Annotated in this window: 15 protein-coding genes; 1 reads left to right on the forward strand and 14 read right to left on the reverse strand. The window is 52.3% G+C overall.

Going from position 1 to position 18,069, the window contains the following annotated elements:
* The first annotated feature begins 162 nt into the window (after window positions 1–162).
* On the forward strand, window positions 163–1,053 hold the full coding sequence (locus FLZ89_RS01545; RefSeq protein WP_141265611.1) for an endonuclease: 891 nt from the start codon (window positions 163–165) through the stop codon (window positions 1,051–1,053).
* Here the strand turns inward: FLZ89_RS01545 and FLZ89_RS01550 are convergent.
* The 14 genes from FLZ89_RS01550 to FLZ89_RS01620 all read right to left on the reverse strand — a co-directional run bounded on the left by FLZ89_RS01550 (window position 1,034) and on the right by FLZ89_RS01620 (window position 18,067).
* Complete coding sequence (locus FLZ89_RS01550; RefSeq protein WP_141265610.1) at window positions 1,034–2,950, reverse strand: motility associated factor glycosyltransferase family protein; 1,917 nt, start codon at window positions 2,948–2,950, stop codon at window positions 1,034–1,036. The two genes, FLZ89_RS01545 and FLZ89_RS01550, sit on opposite strands and share 20 nt — an antisense overlap.
* Window positions 2,947–3,546 (reverse strand): hypothetical protein, encoded by a 600-nt coding sequence (locus tag FLZ89_RS01555; RefSeq protein WP_141265609.1) that lies wholly within the window; start codon window positions 3,544–3,546, stop codon window positions 2,947–2,949. Before FLZ89_RS01555 ends, FLZ89_RS01550 begins: the two co-directional genes overlap by 4 nt.
* 71 nt (window positions 3,547–3,617) lie before the next feature.
* Window positions 3,618–4,730, reverse strand: a complete 1,113-nt coding sequence (locus FLZ89_RS01560; RefSeq protein ID WP_141304187.1) for a flagellin — start codon at window positions 4,728–4,730, stop codon at window positions 3,618–3,620.
* A 357-nt stretch (window positions 4,731–5,087) separates the two neighbouring features.
* Window positions 5,088–6,140, reverse strand: coding sequence for a pseudaminic acid synthase (pseI, locus tag FLZ89_RS01565; RefSeq protein WP_141265607.1), 1,053 nt, complete (start codon window positions 6,138–6,140; stop codon window positions 5,088–5,090).
* A gap of 34 nt (window positions 6,141–6,174) precedes the next feature.
* Window positions 6,175–7,773 carry a UDP-2,4-diacetamido-2,4,6-trideoxy-beta-L-altropyranose hydrolase gene (gene pseG / locus FLZ89_RS01570; RefSeq protein WP_307722598.1) on the reverse strand — a complete coding sequence of 533 codons (1,599 nt, stop codon included), beginning with the start codon at window positions 7,771–7,773 and terminating at the stop codon, window positions 6,175–6,177.
* On the reverse strand, window positions 7,728–8,459 hold the full coding sequence (locus FLZ89_RS01575) for a cytidylyltransferase domain-containing protein (protein ID WP_141265606.1): 732 nt from the start codon (window positions 8,457–8,459) through the stop codon (window positions 7,728–7,730). The genes pseG and FLZ89_RS01575 overlap by 46 nt, the downstream gene beginning before the upstream one ends.
* A complete protein-coding gene (gene pseC / locus FLZ89_RS01580; protein WP_141265605.1) occupies window positions 8,450–9,679 on the reverse strand; it encodes a UDP-4-amino-4,6-dideoxy-N-acetyl-beta-L-altrosamine transaminase in 1,230 nt (409 codons plus the stop codon). The genes FLZ89_RS01575 and pseC overlap by 10 nt, the downstream gene beginning before the upstream one ends.
* Window positions 9,676–10,707, reverse strand: a complete 1,032-nt coding sequence (pseB, locus tag FLZ89_RS01585; protein WP_141265604.1) for a UDP-N-acetylglucosamine 4,6-dehydratase (inverting) — start codon at window positions 10,705–10,707, stop codon at window positions 9,676–9,678. The genes pseC and pseB overlap by 4 nt, the downstream gene beginning before the upstream one ends.
* A 282-nt stretch (window positions 10,708–10,989) precedes the next feature.
* Window positions 10,990–11,961 carry an NAD-dependent 4,6-dehydratase LegB gene (locus FLZ89_RS01595; RefSeq protein WP_141265603.1) on the reverse strand — a complete coding sequence of 324 codons (972 nt, stop codon included), beginning with the start codon at window positions 11,959–11,961 and terminating at the stop codon, window positions 10,990–10,992.
* A 277-nt stretch (window positions 11,962–12,238) separates the two neighbouring features.
* Entirely contained in the window at window positions 12,239–12,865 is a 627-nt protein-coding gene (locus FLZ89_RS01600; protein ID WP_141265602.1) for a Uma2 family endonuclease, read from the reverse strand.
* Between the two features lie 97 nt (window positions 12,866–12,962).
* On the reverse strand, window positions 12,963–13,202 hold the full coding sequence (csrA, locus tag FLZ89_RS01605) for a carbon storage regulator CsrA (protein ID WP_141265601.1): 240 nt from the start codon (window positions 13,200–13,202) through the stop codon (window positions 12,963–12,965).
* Window positions 13,203–13,361: 159 nt separating this feature from the next.
* Window positions 13,362–13,787, reverse strand: a complete 426-nt coding sequence (fliW, locus tag FLZ89_RS01610; RefSeq protein WP_141265600.1) for a flagellar assembly protein FliW — start codon at window positions 13,785–13,787, stop codon at window positions 13,362–13,364.
* Between the two features lie 18 nt (window positions 13,788–13,805).
* Complete coding sequence (locus FLZ89_RS01615) at window positions 13,806–15,455, reverse strand: S-layer homology domain-containing protein (protein WP_172613389.1); 1,650 nt, start codon at window positions 15,453–15,455, stop codon at window positions 13,806–13,808.
* Between the two features lie 83 nt (window positions 15,456–15,538).
* Entirely contained in the window at window positions 15,539–18,067 is a 2,529-nt protein-coding gene (locus FLZ89_RS01620) for an S-layer homology domain-containing protein (protein WP_141265598.1), read from the reverse strand.
* Window positions 18,068–18,069: the final 2 nt, after the last annotated feature.

Below are 18,069 nucleotides of genomic sequence, written 5' to 3' on the forward strand. Positions count from 1 at the left end.
CAAAAGCTAGTCTTACCTTGCGGAACTTTAACCCGCCTCGATGCTGGTCAAGCTGTGAGATGATTATTACGTTTTTTCTAGACTACAAGAGTATTGACGCACATTAGTTCGTATGGTATATTAAAAATAGCCTTTCTCTACCTGATAAAAGTAGGTGCGAGGATGTCAAATGAAGACTTGCAAGCCTATTTAGCCCAACATTACCCCGATACCGATAATAAGCTCTTGGCAGAAAAGCTGGGAATAACCGAAAATAAGTTGCGCAAACTCGCCTCTCGTTATGGTATTAAAAAAAGCGATAGCTATAAGAAAGAGCTACATAAAAAACTGATGCAAGCCAAGGAAGAAAAATATTTAAATAATCTACCGGACCTTGAGCTAAACTCGTATGAACTAAATATCATCGTCGGTAGCTTAATGGGCGATGGCTGCCTAAGTTTCGCACCGCGTAGCCGCCAGGCATTTTATCGCGAACATTTTGCCCCATCCCAACGGGACTACCGGGTTTGGAAAGCCAGACAGCTGAAAGGACTGGGTTTTAAAATTTCAAAGGACAACCATTTGCGTAGCCCATCCCTGCCTGTTCTTACCCGGTTATACAACATCTTCTACATCAATAATCGCAAATGCCTCACACCAGAAAATATAAAATTACTTACCCATCCAGTAGGCCTGGCCTGCCTTTTTATGGATGATGGCAGCCTGGTTATAAACTATAGCCGTAAAAAAGACGGCTTTTATATCTTCCCGCGCCTTACTTTTTATACCTTTGCCTTTACAGCACAAGAAAACGATTTACTACGCCAGCATCTGGAAAAGATATTTGGCCTGACTTTACGCTTAAAACCCTTCCCTTACGGCCATGGATACGGCCTTGACAGCGGGCGGCAGGCGACGATTAAACAATTAATCGCTTTGATTAAACCTTATACCGATATGATACCCTCCAAAGCAAAGCGGCTGGACATAACCCGGCGGCTCTTAGCCAAGGACGCGGAACTGCGCAGGCGTTTTGGGGCAAACTGCCAGAACACTATCGCTGATTTTGATTAACCCGGTCCCCCGTCTCACCCTCTGACAGTCTTGGTTCCCGTTCTTCAAGTCCTGCTGCTATTTCTTTTAACAAAGCCTCAGTATAGCCGGCGTAACGTTCGACCTCGGTGAAGAATGTTAAATATAAAGAAGCTAACTTTCCTCCTTTGGCGGGCAAATCCTTTTCTTCGTTCAGCCTTTCACTAAGGACCCGGTTAATGGCATCGATACGGGCGGCCAGGCCCTGGATAATAAATAAGCGGTAAAAAGTATTTTGCGTTATGCGTCGGTCTAAGCTCGCAAATTTTCTCCTTGCCCTCTCATAATTGGCTGGTTTTACCGTTCTCTTCTGGCATTTTTCCAGCAAGCTTTGGGCTACCTTTATCCCCTCTTCAAAACAGGACCGCAGGTCTTTCCGGGAGGTCCCGAGTTCATCCAGCGCCTCCCGTAACCGGCGCATTTGATCAGGCCCGGGCGGCGAGTAACCGGCAATCCTTTCCGCGATTATTTTTGCTGGGGCAAACTCCTGTTGCAAGTAACGACCGGCAACCTCCTGGAGGGGCATAACTTCTGTCCCTCGGATGCGGGCGCCCCCTTCGGTAGCATCAATCACCAGCCTTTTCCCCTCTAGAGCCCGCAAATACTGCTCAAACCAAACCAGCATAGAATAAAAAGCCGTAGTGGTAGGCACCTTGCCACCGTAAATATCTTCTACCCAGATATACTTACCCTTTTCAGGATCGATGCTCTTTTGATGCCTGGCGCCGTCGGCATGGGTTTTATTATTGGTAAAGGCCAGGTCCTGCCCCACAAGGATAATAGGGTTGGCTCCCAGTTTCACTGCCAGGTCGAGGCAAACGTTGGCTACCGAAGGCCCGCTGATGAGGATGCCTTTTCTGTCGCCTATTTTCTCGTCAAACCACTCAATAAAAGGGGATACATTTAGTTCGCAGCTTAAAAGCGGCCCCGGGTACTCCTGGATAATACGGGGGTAGATGACCGGCGCGTAAACCAGGGGTATATCGCTCCCATCGAAACCGGCAAAGTGCTGGTAATTAGCTTCTCCTGGATCAAAAGAAACCAGGAGGTGGGGCTTAATACCGTTTTTCTCCAGAACCCTGATAGCTGACCCGGCTGCCAGGATAAGGGCTTTTTCCTTGAGTGACGGCAGGAGGTGGATATTTTTTTCCAGCGATGGCCCGGCAGCAACGATTATCGCCGGCCTGCCGGCAAAAGAATCAAAAAGGCGGTTCACTCCCGGTGCATTTATATAGGAGAAAAAATTATGGCGATAATTATACAACCACTGGTACATAAAGTTTTCCGTAGTGGCCCAGTTGACCCGACGCTGCCGCAGCCTGTCGGTGACCTCCTGGCAAACACGGTGCCAGTATTCTTTATAAATCCTCTGGTAAGCCGGCAGGGCCTCTAAAGATATCTTTTTACCGGCGTTTTCAGCCAGGATGGCGGCTAGTTGGGCCGCTGCATCCCCCGGGTCAGGTACAACCAAGAGATAGAACTGGCCGCTTTTAAGAAGGCTGCTCATATCTCGGGTGGCAAAAGCGAGCTTGACAGCCTCCAGCTGCGGTTCCAGCACCAGAATGGTTTTCCGGGGATGCAACCGCCGCAATGCCTCCAGGTGATAGCCCAGGCCAAGGCCCAGGATGACCAGCATCTCAGCATCGGCGTTAATACTCCCGGCCCAGGTTTCAGCCTCCCGTTTCGGATCATAGCGGCTATGCAGGGCGAATTCCTGGTCCGGGGTAATAACTATCACCGTGGGTTCCCCGCTGCGGGACAGAATGACTTGCCATTTGTCAGGTAAACTTGCCTTTTCAAGGTCGCGAAACAGCTCCGGGCTATACCTTTGTAACAGGCGAGCGTTTTTGCGATAAATCAGGCTGGCTGTTGGATTCACCGGCGCTCCCCCTCGCTGCTTAATGAGGTAAAAAATGCCAGGCAGTCATCTATTAATGGTGCCAGCCGGTACTCCAGCGCATCAGCCAACCCTACCACATCCCCCTGTTCCCAGGCAGCCGCCATTTCCCTTAGAGACTGCCGCAATTCTTCCGCCAGGAAAGAAACTTCTTTCTTTTTCGGCTCACTTAAATGATGGTGCTGCAGCACGCCAGCAAGCAAAGAGTTCAGCCAGTCCAGCCCCTCCAGGAATCGCGCCCAGGAATCGCCGCCGATATTTTGCCCTTGAACTAGTTTTGTGGCCTTCTGCAGTATATCCTCGTGCAGAGACGGAAGAAATGTAAGGGCAGTATTTATCGCCTCGCTTACCAGGGCGGTGGGGGTAAGGGTGGTAATCTTAATAACTTCCGGCGGCGGGTATATGCGCCCCCGGAGGAAAGCCTCCAGATCGGCTACTTCCTGGCCGTCCACCAGGGTACGGGCCACAACACGGCCCCCTTCATTAGCCTGGCGAGTAAGAAGGGCCACCTCTTGTAACACTTCTTCAATGGTCGCTTCTGTTAGGGTTATTTCCGCATCATCAAATATTAACCGCATCTTTCCCCCGGCTTTCAAAGAAAGCCGGCCCTGCAGGCCGGCTTTCTTTATTATATAATTTTGCTTCAAGATTACCGTAACAGTTGCAGTACGGTCTGCGGCTGGGCGTTGGCCTGGGCCAGCATAGCCGTACCAGCCTGGGAGAGGATCTGGTTCCTAGTGAAAGCCATCATTTCCTGGGCCATATCTAGATCGCGGATGCGGGACTCGGCCGCCGTCAGGTTTTCCGCGGCTACACTAAGATTGGCGATGGTATGCTCCAGGCGGTTCTGATAGGCACCAAGTTTGGCACGCTCGGCAGAGACAGCTTCGATGGCGTTATTTATAATTGTAATAGCATCATTGGCATTTTCCTGGGTGATGACACTGATTCCTTTATTCTTCCCTACAACATATACTTTTGCTGTACCTTCAGCAATTCCGGCATTACTAAATCCGCCGGAGGCTTTAATAGTTAAAGTTGCACCACTAACAACTAAATTAACTGAACTGGCAGTGCCAGTGACATTCGCGCTTGTCTTAAGAGTTCCTTCGCTATCCAACAACTTAAAAGTATAGGTCCCGGAAGTTCCGATACTTACTTCTAACTGATAGGCACCATCAGCGAAGCCACTAGCAACTGTAGCGCTTGCTAGCTTGGTTACGCCGCCGTCCAGAGCTAATGCAGCCGCTCTATTCTGTGTATTTAGTTTTTCTGACGTCATCCCGTTGATCTGAAGCGTTATACTCTGCCCTTGATTGGCCCCAATTTGGAATGTACCATTAAAATTGCCGCCTAAAAGGTTCTTGGTGTTGAATTCAGTCGTATTGGCAATACGGGTCAATTCTTCGGAAAGTTGGTTTATCTCCTTCTGGATCTCCCAGCGGTCAGTAGCAGTGTTGGTATCGTTGGCCGACTGCACCGCCAGTTCCCGCATACGTTGTAAAATACTATGGGTCTCATTTAATGCCCCTTCAGCCGTCTGGATCAAGGAGATACCATCCTGGGCATTGCGCACCGCCTGGTTTAGGCCCCTTATCTGGCCGCACATCTTCTCGCTGATGGCCAGCCCGGCGGCATCGTCGGCGGCCCGGTTGATCCGCAGGCCCGAAGACAACTTCTCCATGGATTTGGTTAGGGCGTTATTGGTAACTGTCAAGTTCCGGTAAGCATTGAGGGCCGAAATGTTTTGGTTGATACGCACCTAAAGTCATCCTCCTTGACATTAATTTTGGCATCCCTGCCGTTACCTTAGTTCAGCAATAACTTCTGGATACATGATAAAAAATGCTCTAACAATAAGTATCCTTTTGCTTTTGGTCACCTACCACCCCCTAAAAAGGATCTTTCATGACTTCCGTTCTCGCATCTTTTAATATCGTCAATCGGACAAAATTATTTAGTTCCTTTCAGAGTTTTAGATGTTCACTCATATGTCTATATAAAATTTAAATAGTTATGCATTTTTTGCATGCCAAAACCAAATGGTTAATAAATCTAAACAATAGCCAAAATATGCGTAAATAATGAAAAATGGTTAGCACCCACGGTTGACCACCGTTCAACCCACCATACTCCAGGTTAGCGGGGTGCCCGCAGGAATATCTTGTGTGGCCCTACGTCCCAGTACATCTTTTAAGTACCGCGGATGCAGGCCATGTCCTGGACGAATGGAACGTATATTTTCCTCGGTAAATACTTCGCCAGCCTTCATGTCTTTCACCACAAAAAGCGAGCGTCTGAAAACTCTGCTCCTGGCTTCTCGTTCGCTCACGCCGTAGTGAACTTTACCCAGGGCCTTCTCTGCTGTACGGATAGCCTCCACCATTGCCTTGAACTCGTGCGGTCCTAGTGAAAAAGCGCTGTCAGGCCCCGGTATGTTCCTCGAGAGCGTAAAGTGTTTCTCCACGATGCAAGCACCCAGGGCTACCGCAGCCACGGGTACGGCCATCCCAAGAGTGTGATCGGAAAGACCTACAGGAACACCGAAAGACTCAGCTAAATGCGGAATGGTACGCAGGTTCATTTCTTCAGGCGGAGAAGGATAGGCACTGGTACATTTAAGCAAAGCAATCTGGACCGCCCCGGCATTACGGGCAGCTTGGACAGCTTCTTTGATCTCTCCCAGGGTGGCCATGCCTGTAGAGATAATCAGGGGCTTGCCGGTACGAGCCATCTTTTCTATGAGGGGGATATCCACAATCTCAAAAGAGGCGATCTTATGCACTAGTACTCCTATTTCTTCTAGAAAGTCTACAGCCGTGGGATCAAAAGCGGTAGAAAAGAAATCAAGCCCCAGGTTTGCGGCCACTTCCTTGAGTTTAGGTTGCCATTCCCAGGGAGTGTACGCTTCGGCGTAGAGGTCGTAGAGGGTTTTGCCATCCCATAACGTTCCGCCCCCAATGCGGAATTCCGGCCTGTCGCTCTTGATGGTCATGGTATCAGGTGTATATGTTTGGAACTTGACCGCATCCGCACCGGCTTCCTTAGCAGCTTTGATGAGTTCGACAGCCTGATCGAATTTTTGGTTGTGGTTGGCAGATATCTCCGCCACAATATATACCGGATGATCAGTACCAATCTTTCGGCTATTAATCTCAATGTAGGATTTCAAAAAATATCTCCCCTAAGTTATTGACAATGCATGTTTAATGCGTAACATTATTGTCTATTGCTAAACTCAGATGTATCGCCACGTGTCCACCACGGACTACCTCTACACCATGTATCTTAAATCCAGCCTTTTCAAAGGCACGAATAGATGCCTGATTTGTAGGTTTTACGTAGGCATGAACAGTTACCACAGACGGGGTGATTCGAAAAAGCTCGCCAACAGCTAAACGGATCAATTTGGTTCCAAAGCCTCGTCCCCGAAAAGATTCACATAAACTCAATGAAATCTCAGCTTCTGTTCCATGTATATCGAATCTTACTTGCCCAATAGGGCAAGATTCCTCATTTGTGGCGATAAAATGCACGGTATTAGGATCTTTCCTTCTACTTTGGAACCATTTGAGATGCTGAATCCAGGGTATAGGCTCAGACGAGAAAGAACAGGTACGTACTACAGGATCATTTGCCCACTCCCATAAAAGAGAACAATCCTCAGGAAAGACCGGACGAAGATGGATATCTTCTACTGCTTGCCCCAAAAGAACATTTGCAATGCGCAGTACACCACACCCATCTACTAGTTGTCTACCACGCAGTGACAGGAGAATACGAATATCATTATCCAAAATAATGCGTTGCAGTCTTTCGTAAATTAGGCGACCTACGTCTATACCGATTGCATCTTGAAACCAATTTAAACCCTTTAAACTCTCCACGAAACCCCACTCGTTCAATACCCTCGTAATTTCCCGTTGATTATTAGCGATTGGCAAAGTAAGTGTAGGAACACCCAAAAACAAGAGTTCCCATACAGTAGTTCCCCCTGCCGAAATAGCTATATCTGCCCACGCCATCAGTTCAGGCATATTTGCAGCATTCTCAATCAGACTGATCGAGAGCGGGCTGGATTCGGCCGCCCGGTGCAGCGTCTCCCTGTGTAGGTTGGACGGGCCGACGACAACCACCGCTTCCAAATCGGGTATATCTATCTGAGCTAGAGCCCGGATGACCTTCAGGGTGATATTATCAGGGTCACTTCCGCCCATTGTCACCAGAACCTTTTTCGCTACTTCGGGAACCTCTCTCTTGTAATTCCGCCATGGCCAAAACTCTCGCCGTAACAGCACGTACTTCGTACCCAAAAGCAGCCGGGTGTAAGGTTCGCAGATATAATGCAGTTTATGAGCATGAATGTTCTGATTCAGAACGATGTCAGCATAATAACGGTCAAGATGGGCCATGTCATCAATGACCAGCAACCGATGGCCTGCTTCTTTAACCAGTCGCTGATAGGTAGAATCAAAGTGATAGCCGTCCAGCACCAGCCAGGCTTCGGGATGCGCTGCCAGCACGCTCATTGTTGTTTTTAGGTCTGCAGGATCCGGATGCGCGCACTGCAATTCCACTACGTCAAACCCTTCATTCCGAAGCCGCTGCTTCAAAGCAGAGCTGTTACAAGCAGTAATAAAGACTGCCTTCCCGCCATGCTCCTGCCAGGCTTGCGCTAGAGCCAGGCAGCGCATTAGATGGCCGGTGCCAATCCGGGTATTAGCGTCGGCACGAATTATTAGCGTTCGGTTCTCAGTGCTCACGGCACCACCTTCTGTTGAACGTGCCTGTTGATTTTTAACCACTCCGGATGTTCATTGAGCACATAGAGCACATCTCGCCAGGTAAACCCATTGTTCCCGAAATACTCGAAAATCTTGCGAACAAAAGTCAAATCCTCTAGAGTATCCACCGTCCAGCGCATATACGAATAATCTACATTATTGGTTATACCTTGAAGCTGGAATTTCTCCGGATGGCGATAAACGTAGGGAGTTACGTGTTCTCTCGTGGCCGGGTTGGCATCTTCCCTCCACGCGCGTTCAAGAGTAGATAGAGAAAAAACCTCTGTATCCAAGCCGCGCGGGAAAGTTCGCGGGGGCAATGTATTGCTGGAGTAATCCAGCTTTGGTTGTCCTTCTATGAACGTCTTTATAACCTGATCGATCACTTCGGAATCGATTAACGGGCAATCCGAGGTGATGCGCACAATAACATCAGCGTGATATTGCTTTGCGGTTTGATAATACCGGTCTAAAACATCTCCTTCACTGCCCCGGAAATAAAGCCAGCCTTGCGCCTGGCATAAGGAAACGATGGCTTGATCCGCCTCGTTCGTGGTCGTAGCGACAACCACTTCCTCTACTAGCTTGGATTGGGAAGTTCTTTGAACTACATGCCAAAGCACTGGCTTGTCTAAAATATTCATTAGTACCTTTCCAGGGAGCCGGGTTGATCCTACCCGAGCCTGGATAATGGCCACTATTCGCATTCCACTTTCTCTCCAGCACGTTTATTAATTACTTCCACCAAACATCTAACTACAGTATTGACATCGTCTTCAATCATCTGCGGAAATAGGGGCAGTGAAAGAATTTCTTCATACGCGGCTTCTGCCACCGGGCAAAGGCCCGGGCCCGTACCGAATTTTTCCCGGTAAAATGGGTGTAAGTGAACCGGGATGTAATGCACGTTTACTCCGATACCTCGCTCTCGCAGGGCCCTGAAAACTCCGGCGCGCTCGACGCGGAGATACTCGCGATCTAAACGCACAACATATAGGTGGTAAGCATGCGAAACTTCCGGGCGTACTTTAAGCGGGCTAACGCCTTGTATAGCGGCGAGGGCTTCGTCGTACTGGCGCGCCAATTCCCGCCGCCTGGCAAGCCAGGCCGGAAGTTTGCGCAACTGGCTTATGCCAAGAGCACACTGAAAATCCGTGATGCGGTAGTTATAACCCAGGTCGACCACTTCGTAGTACCAGGTGCCCCGGGTTGCTCGCTGGTGGTGATCGGCGGTTATGCCGTGGTTACGGAAAATACGCATCCGCCGCGCCATAGCGGCGTCGCTGGTGACAATCATGCCCCCCTCGCCTGTGGTTATGTGCTTTGCAGGGTGGAAGCTAAACACTGTGAGGTCAGCCAGTGTTCCAACCTTTCGGCCCTTATAGGTGGCTCCCAAAGCATGACAGGCGTCGGCCACCAGGGCCAGCCCATATTTATCGCATACCTGCCGCAGAGCATCGTAATCACACGGCTGTCCCGCATAATCCACCGCTATCACGGCCTTGGTACGTGGCGTAATTTTGGCGCGGACCTGCTCGGGATCAAGCAACAGGGTTTCCGGGTTCACATCGGCAAACACCGGGGTCCCACCCTGGAAAACGACGCAGTTAGCGGTAGCCGCAAAAGTCATCGGAGGGACAATAACCTCATCTCCCGGCCCTATGCCAAGGGCGTACATTGCCGCGTGAAGCGCCGCCGTTCCACTCGACACCGCTACGGCTTCTCTCGCACCTACAAAATCTGCAACCGCTTCCTCAAAACGCCCCACCATTGGTCCCGTAGTCAACCACTCGGAGGATAACACCTCTAATACAGCCTCTATGTCTTGTGCGTCTACCCAATGCCGCGCATAGGGAAGAAAGCGATCTCCTTGAAGCTTCCCATCATTTACTTTTGTTCCGTCAAATTGCTGTAAACCGTCTTTCATTCCAGTTTGCCTCCGTGAGGCGTTCTTTCAACATCTGGTGCAAATCCATATGTTGCGATTAAGTCTTGCAGCTGTTCCACCCTAAGCCACCACTCATTCTTATCACTCGAGAAACGGAAACCATCTGGTAAGGGTGTGCCTTCCGACCAGTTGCCTGTTTGCCACCATGGGTGTAGTGGTTTAATTACGTACATATCGCCCACATCTACAGTATGGCGGGCCTCATCTTCGGAAATCAACACTTCGTGCAATTTTTCTCCCGGCCTTATCCCGATATACTCAACTCGACACCCAGGGGCCACTGCCTCTACAAGATCCATGATGTTCATGCTCGGGATCTTGGGCACAAAAATCTCCCCGCCACGCATTAGCTCTAGACAGCGCAAAACAAAGCGTACACCCTGTTCCAGCGTGATCCAAAAGCGTGTCATACGGGGGTCCGTGACGGTAACCACACCGTTTTCACGCTGGCGTGCAAAAAGCGGAATAACACTACCCCTGCTGGCTACCACGTTGCCGTATCGACAAACCGCAAATCGTGTCCCACCTGCCCCGGCATATGCATTCGCCTGAATAAACATTTTTTCCGCACAAAGCTTGGTTGCTCCATATAGATTAACTGGGTTTACAGCCTTATCGGTACTGATGGCTATAACTTTCTTTACGCCCCTGTCTATAGCCGCTTCGATAACATTCTGGGCACCTAAAACATTTGTTTTTACCGCTTCAAATGGGTTATATTCACAGGCGGGAACCTGTTTCAGCGCTGCGGCGTGTACAACAATATCTACTCCAGCAAAAGCTCTGTATAGTCGCTCCCGGTCCCGCACGTCTCCAATGAAGTACCTGATCGGGGAACCGGCTGCCTTGTCATCATAAATCTGACGCATTTCGTGTTGCTTTAGCTCATCGCGACTAAAAATGATTAACCGCCTAGGTTTATACTCCCTTAAAACAATTTCTACAAATTTCCGTCCAAAAGAGCCTGTAGCGCCAGTGACTAAAACGCTTAAGCCATGCCACTCCACCTATAACTCACGTCCTTTAGTAAAAAGATTACAATTTTTCTAGCACTATTTTTCTCCAACAGTTAAGGATAGATGGGTAAATATCGTTTTCAGAGGATAAGTAGGAAACAGATTTCTCCTCTAAAAATTCCCAGCACAACTTCGCTCAAATTCCCTCACCATGGGCCCGGCCGAAGAGACATAGCCGCTTGCTAAAACTTTTAAGATATAGTCACGCTCTAACTCACTGATATTAGGCCAGTCCAACGGTATCTTAATTTCCTGCATCAAAAAGGCGCCGCCTTATACGTTATATTGTCCGGCTTTATATAAAGCCAGGTGATTTTTAAACCAATCGATTGTTATTGCCAGTCCTTCCCTCAACGAGTATTCCGGCCGCCAGCCTGCCAGCCGGTTCGCTTTGCGGTTATCACAGCATAAACGCTCTACTTCGCTCGCTTCAGGGCGGTAACGTTCCGCATCAACCCGGTCTTTCACCTTTATCCCGATCAATTGTCCTATCAGCTCAACCAGCTCGCCGATGCTTATTTCCCGGCCGCTGCCGATATTTACCACTTCACCCACGGTATGGGGGGAAAGGCCGGCTGCGATAAAGCCGCTCACCGTATCTTCAATATAATTAAAGTCCCGCGTCGGTGCCAAATTGCCCAGCCGTATCTCCTCCCGGCCACTTAACAGCTGGGTGATAATCGTAGGGATAACGGCCCGGGCTGACTGGCGTGGCCCGTAGGTGTTAAAGGGCCGGATTATAGTTACCGGTAAATCAAAAGACCGGTAAAAACTCAGGGCCAGCTGGTCGGCGCCAATCTTGCTGGCAGCGTAAGGTGACTGGGCTTGTAGGGGATGGTTTTCATCGATAGGGACATACCGGGCCGTTCCGTAAACTTCGGACGTAGAAGTATGAACTACCCTTCTCAGACCCTCTTCCCTCGCTGCCTGGCAAATATTATACGTGCCTTCGATGTTCGTCCTGATGTAAGCAACCGGCGTGATATAAGAATAGGGAATCCCTATTAAGGCCGCCAGGTGGAATACTACCTCTATCCCCCTTAAGGAGGCCCTGACGCTGTCATAATCGCGGATATCACCCGCAAAGACTTCAACATCGTCTTTGACTTCACTCTCCTCCAGCCAACCCCATGTATTGCGAGCATCATAATGGACAAAGGCCCGGACTTTATGTCCCTCTCTAACCAACCTCTCCGTAAGATGCGAACCGATAAAACCGCCGGCACCGGTTACTAAAATGTGCAATGGGATATACCTTCCTTTGATCCATATTAAGTTATTTTGGGTGCCTTATATATTATTTCTTCACTTCTATTTACTTTCCATGACATTATATCGACATTTTACCGCCAGGCTGGAGGGGTTAAAGTAAGATTTTCTTTCAAGATTATGACCCTTTAACTTCGTCTAAAATGCTTTTAACAGCATTAGAGGGCCGGCAATAATGACCCTGGGATTTCCGATAGACACAAAAATACCCCCGTTTGTAGCAGGGAGAAGTGAACAGGGTCACGAACACTGGTCACTGTACCTCTTCCCACAATTTGTTTAAGTTAAGCCTCAAACCCGGCAGCACCCGGGAGGTATAAATCCCGTCTTCATCCGGCCGTATCTGTTGATACCGGCCATCCTGGAGCTGGAAAAACTCGGCCTGGCGAGTATCGGGGTGAATAAGCCAGTATTCTTTCACGCCTGCTTGTTCGTATTCCTTAAATTTAATGTTCCGGTCGCGTTCAAGGCTTTCCGGTGAGGTTATCTCGATTATTAAATCAGGCGCCCCGTTCAGGTAAGCAGGCTTAAGCAAGTGCAGGCGCTCCCTGGCTACAAAGATTAAGTCAGGTTCACGTGCACTTTTTAATGGGTCCGGCAGGCGTACTAAGAAAGGTGCAAAAAGCACTTCCCCCAAATCATGTTGGATGACAAATTCCCTGATAAGCATATAAAGAAAGCCCGCCAACCTTTGGTGGTTCAGTGATGCCGGCGTCATCAGGACGACCTCTCCCTCTACCCATTCGGCCAGGGTGTCTTCATCGGCCCAGGTAAGGAATTGTTCAAAGGTCATTTTGCCGGGCGGGAGAGGGCGGGCATCGGCGACGGCGTACCGGGTACAGGCCTCTTTGAGCAGGTTATGGTTATCCTGTCGGCTCATTTCAGTTTCACCTGCCGTCATTACGTAGTTGACATGACTGCCGCTTTACACCAATTTGCTGAATTGATCATATCATACAAAAGGTTGGTTCTCAATGTTACTGCTGCTCACCCGGCTTTGTTTTCATGGGCAGCTCCCCGATCGCTATGGCCGGCATCCTGGCGGCGGCTTTATTCTCATCGCGGACGGCAGCAAGCAGCTCCTCGCGGACAATGGGCACCTCCGGCGGGGCGTCGATGCCGATGCGGATTTTATCGTCTTCAATGCCAACAACGGTTATTTTGATCCTGTTGTCGATAACGATGGTTTCGTTAACCCGCCGGGTCAAGACAAGCACGGCTTACCCGCTCCTTCGCCGGGGCCAGTCAGGGATAATGGCTCCCGGCCCCCGTCTTTATTATTTCCCTTAAAAGACGAACTCCTTTCCACCGGCGCGCCCGCCACAGCACCTGCTTTGTTCCGTCTTGCCTTCCCGGCAACGTTACCTGGCCGCAGCTCACCGGAACAGAGGGTGCCGGGTGGTATATCTGGTGCCCTCCATGACAAACTGCCGGCCCAGGCGGGCGGCCCTGTTGATGATCATTGGAGCCACCAGGTTGGCCGTCATGCGCCGGACGTCGCCGTTGGGGACGGTCACTACGGCCAGGACCAGGACGTCGGCAGCGGCTTTAATCTCCAGCTCTCTCTGCAGGCCATCCGGGATCTCCACTTCATAGCCGGGGAAAAAGAGAAAGGGGTCGACCAGCAGGAAGGCTACTTCCGGATCCCTTACGGCCTGGAGCCAGGTAAAGGCCGGGTTTTCCGGGATGGGGTGAAAGAAAAACTCTCTCAGGTGTTCAAAGGCCGGGATGCCGTTAGGAAAGGTCAACACTTCCGCCGGATCGATCTCTACTACCCCAAAACGTGACGTCTGTACCCTCACAGGTAAACCCGCCTTTCACTAGTTAAAATTCAGCACCCGCTCCCGGTAATCGGCGGTCATTTCCTCCTGGAGATAGTGGATAAAACGGTTGAGAAATACTGCCGCTTCGGCCCGGGTAAGGGTTTCGTTGGGCTTCAGGAAGCCGTACTCGTCACCCTGGATCAGGCCGATTTTACTGGCCACGTAGACGGCAGCTCGTGCCCAGGCAGGTATATCCCAGTCATCCTGGAAGGGAGTCCGCACATAGCCTGCCGGCGCCAGGCCTTCCAGGCCCAGGGCCCGTACCAGGATGACCAGGGCTTCGGCCCTGGTCAGGGGCTCGGTAGGGCCAAAAAGGCCCGGCCCCGTACCGGTCATTACTCCGGCTTCATAGACGGCTTTGTAATACTTATAGGCCGGATCAGTCGTGGCGACATCGGCAAAGAGGGGTTTTTCCTGGGGCTGGGCGGCCTGGCCCAGCCTGCCGGCTAACAGGGACGATTGCCCGGCCCGGCCCGTAAGGTTCGGCCGGGTGTAAGTCGTGCCGCCCTGACCCGTCAGGATGCGGCCGGTGGTCAACCCCCTGGCACCCGGCAGCCGGGCTGCTCCCGAATCTTCGTCCGGCAGGGGCAGGTCCAGCACTGCGACCAGGGCCCGGGCAAACTGGCCGCGGAAGAAGGGCAGCGACGGCCGGAAATAATCCCCTTCTTCCTCAAAGGCGCCTAAACCGTAGATCTGGCGAATATCCGCCTCGGCCCAGTGGCCGCGGATGTCGGCCAGGTCCGCCACCCACAACCAGTTTTTGCCGGCAAGGCCATTTAATTCGTAACTGCCCTCTTTCTTCAGCCAGCGGCTGCTGGCCAGTACGCCGTTCTCCAGGTCGGGAAAACTGCCCCGGTAATGCAGGGTTTCGGTGGTCCGGGTATTCTCGACGTAGCCCCCCGCAAAGCTGATGGCCAGGGGCTCGTTGGCCTGGTATTCCAGGTAGCGGGTGCGCCGGTAAGAAAGGTCCTGGTGGAAACTGCTGCTCCACGTAGTGGAAACAAGGGTTTCCTTATCCAGAGCCACCTTGCCGCTGAAAAACACCGTGCCTTCTTCCTGGCTGGTCTCGGTGCTTCCCCAGGCATGGCTGTAACCTACTGTTTGCCCCCAGGTTTCCACAGTCACCCTGGCCTGGTCGTTATTAAGGCTGTAGACTTTCCGGGCCGTCCAGTTGCCGCTTTTATAATCAACCGCCGGCTGGTGGTCCAAAAGCTCTGACCGGGAGAATTGAAAGTCATGCAGGGTGTACCTGTCCTTTCCCACAGTGATTGTTTCGTTGAAGCGTTCCAGGGTGGTAGTGTTTACTTCCTGCCTTCCATTTTTTTCTACTTCCGTAGCAAAGTTCAAGCTCCGGTTCAGCTTGATGCCCTTTTCTTTGTTTTCCAGTTTAAAGGTAACCCTGCTGGTGATTTTACCGTTCCTGGCCGGGCTGGTATTTTCCTGCACCGTACCCTTCAGGAGTACCGGCTCGCCGGTAAGGTAAAGGACTTCGGCATATTCCTTTTCGTTCTTGATGCCGCCCTGGAAACGGTAAAAATCGACGGCAGCGGCCGGGAGGGCATGCAGTAAATATATAGTGAAGAATGCACCCCAAAAGATGAGCCAGCAAAATTTGTCCCTCAGCCGGTTTTCAACCACACCAACCACCTCTACCCTCACCTGAAAATATTACGGCTGGTACCTTCTTTTTCCCAGGAAGTCGCCGGACGCATAGACGGCTATTTCCATACCTAATCCATTGCCACTACCACCAGGGCCTGCTTCTGGTCGTGGATGACATAGACGTTATCGCCGGGGAGCAAGTCTTCCAGGGCCGCCATGGCCCTCCCCTTCACTACCAGGGCCGTCCGGGCATCCAGCTCCAGGGAATAATCACGATCCTGCCACTGGCTGTAGCCCGGGCTCCAATCCCGGACGGCCGTCAAGGTCAAAGTTCCATTATCCGGGTCTATTTCCTGCAGGCGGCCCAGGCTGGTCATGGTGGGGCCTACGGCACTCCGGGGCAGGACCAGGAGACCCCGGGCCTCTTCTTCCCGGACCAGGGTATAGGCCTGGTAGCCATCATACTTCCCGGTAAATCGGGCCTCAACAAACTCGTCCAGGCTCAAAGTCCCGCTTTCGTCCATGATAACCGGTTCCCAGTCCAGCTGGAACTCCATGCTGTAATCCTCGGTTTCTTCCCAGTCGTAAAGCCGGTCGTCCTGGCCGCCCATCTCTTCCACGTCTTCCAGCTCAAAGCCCTCTTTGGATACGGCTTCTACCCGCCCACGGTAGAGCCGCCAGGAGGAAGGTAAAATATCTTCACTGAAGATCAGCACTGCCTGGCGACCGCCGGGAACCGCTGCCGCTACCGTAAACAGGTAATCGCCAAGCTCCAAGTCGGCTGCCTCAACCTGCCGGCCGTTTTTAATGATTATACTCTCCCGGGTAAAGGCAACAGGGTCTACGGCACCGGCCAGCAGCATTTCCCTGCCCCCCAGGGAAAGATAATCCAGATAGCCTTCCAATAACCTGGTAGAAGCATCCACCTTTACGGCCTTAACGCCAACCTCACCCTGGGGACCTCCCGCCAGGACTACAATCACTTCACCGGTATAGGGGCCGTAGGGTACCAGCAGGTCGCGGGAAGTCCCGGCCAGGGAAGCTGCCGCTTCCCGGGTCAGGCTCACCACCCGTAGGGGCTCACCGGGCAGCCAGGCACCGTAGTAAAACTCACTGGTATCCCGGAGGACAATCTTGTTGTCAAAGGAATTTATCCGGTCCAGTTTTCCTTTCAATATCTTACCCAGACGGCCGGTACTGTTCCCTACCTGGATCCCAAGAGCCTGCCCGGCGGCATCAACCTGCACTTTGACCGGGTCACCGGTCTTCAGGTCGGCGAGCATTATCGCGCGCCCGGCCCGGCTAATGGTCGTAGACCCCGTTATTTTGAACGTTTCTTCGTTTCCGGTCGCATCGACTATTACTATCGCACCGGCCTCTGCTTCCCGCACGTAACCGGTAACAACCCTGGTGTCGCCCGGGATGTATGCCGGTGTACCTGTTCCATCCAGGGGGACTATCCGGGTAACGGTGCCGTCCTGGACCGTGAGGCTGACTACCTGGCCCGGCAGGGGGAGGTCGCTGCTGTACCCCCTGCTTTCTACCGCCAGGTGGGGGCTGACGGCATAGCGGTACTGCCGGCCCTGGTCGTCCACCAGGAGCAGTTCTTTTTCCCCGGCTGCCAGGACCATACCCCGCAGGGACCCGGCCATGGCAGTGCTTTCCGCCAGGAGGACGTATTCCCCCTGGAGGATGAGCCGGACGGCCTCGCCCCCGGACAGCTCTTGCCCCAGGGTTAAACGTCCGGCTTTATAGAGTATAAAATCTGACAGGGAGTTCCCGCCGGCATCTTTTTTGATCTCCAGGTTGATGACGGGGCCGGCAAAGGTAGCTACCCGCAGGGTGATGATCTTCTCCCCGTTGCCCGACCAGGTTTCCACCCGGTCCATTACCTGGCCTTCTACCCGCCGGGAACCCCTGCCGGCAGCCAGCTCGTTGTCGAGGCGGTCCAGGAGGGCTGCCATTTCCCCCCTGGTCATTGCCTGCCGGGGGGCAAAGGCACCTGCCCGTACACCCGTCATCAGGCCCCGCTGCAGGACGGCTTCCACCATGGGAGCTAGCTCATCGTCGACTTCATCCCCGTCGCTAAAGGCGCCCAGGCAGGGATATAATCCAGATGCTGCCGGGCTCACGCCCAGGGCCCGTCCCACCCAGGCCGCCACCTCCTGGCGTGGGGCCGGCTGCTGCCATTCTTCCGCCGTAAAGGCCTTTTCCCGGTCCGTTAACAGGTTCCAGGTCGCGGCCGGGACCACGGCGGCAACTGCCTGACCTGCCGCCGTGGCGGCCGAACCTTCCCACCCCGCCGCCCGCGCCAGCAGTATCAGAGCCTCCGCGCGGGTCACCGCCGCCTCGGGGGCAAACAGCCCGCCGCCGCGGCCGTGGACAATGCCCTGGGCCGCCAGGCGTAAAATGGGCAAAAAGGCCCAGTGGCCCCGGGTATCGGTAAAGCGCACCGCCGCCAGCCGCTTTTGCGGGTAGGGTAGGCCGCGAAAGGTCTGGCCGGTAACCAATTCCGCCGTTACATCTGAGCCCTGTCCCGTTAAATATGTCCCCTGGGAACCTGCCCCGGTTATTTCCTGGGCCGCGGCCGCCGGCACGGCGGCGGCAAACAATATCAGCAGGCATAGGACTGCGGCAAGATATTTATGGTATGGCATCG

The sequence above is a fragment of the Moorella sp. E306M genome, from assembly GCF_006538385.1.
Lineage (GTDB): Bacteria > Bacillota > DSM-521 > Neomoorellales > Neomoorellaceae > Neomoorella.

Coding starts and splice junctions, on each gene's coding strand:
- FLZ89_RS01545 (WP_141265611.1), top strand. CDS start 163: ATGTCAAATGAAGACTTGCAAGCCTATTTAGCCCAACATTACCCCGAT.
- FLZ89_RS01555 (WP_141265609.1), bottom strand. CDS start 3,546: ATGCGGTTAATATTTGATGATGCGGAAATAACCCTAACAGAAGCGACC.
- FLZ89_RS01575 (WP_141265606.1), bottom strand. CDS start 8,459: ATGCGAATAGTGGCCATTATCCAGGCTCGGGTAGGATCAACCCGGCTC.
- pseC (WP_141265605.1), bottom strand. CDS start 9,679: ATGAAAGACGGTTTACAGCAATTTGACGGAACAAAAGTAAATGATGGG.
- FLZ89_RS01600 (WP_141265602.1), bottom strand. CDS start 12,865: ATGAGCCGACAGGATAACCATAACCTGCTCAAAGAGGCCTGTACCCGG.
- FLZ89_RS01620 (WP_141265598.1), bottom strand. CDS start 18,067: ATGCCATACCATAAATATCTTGCCGCAGTCCTATGCCTGCTGATATTG.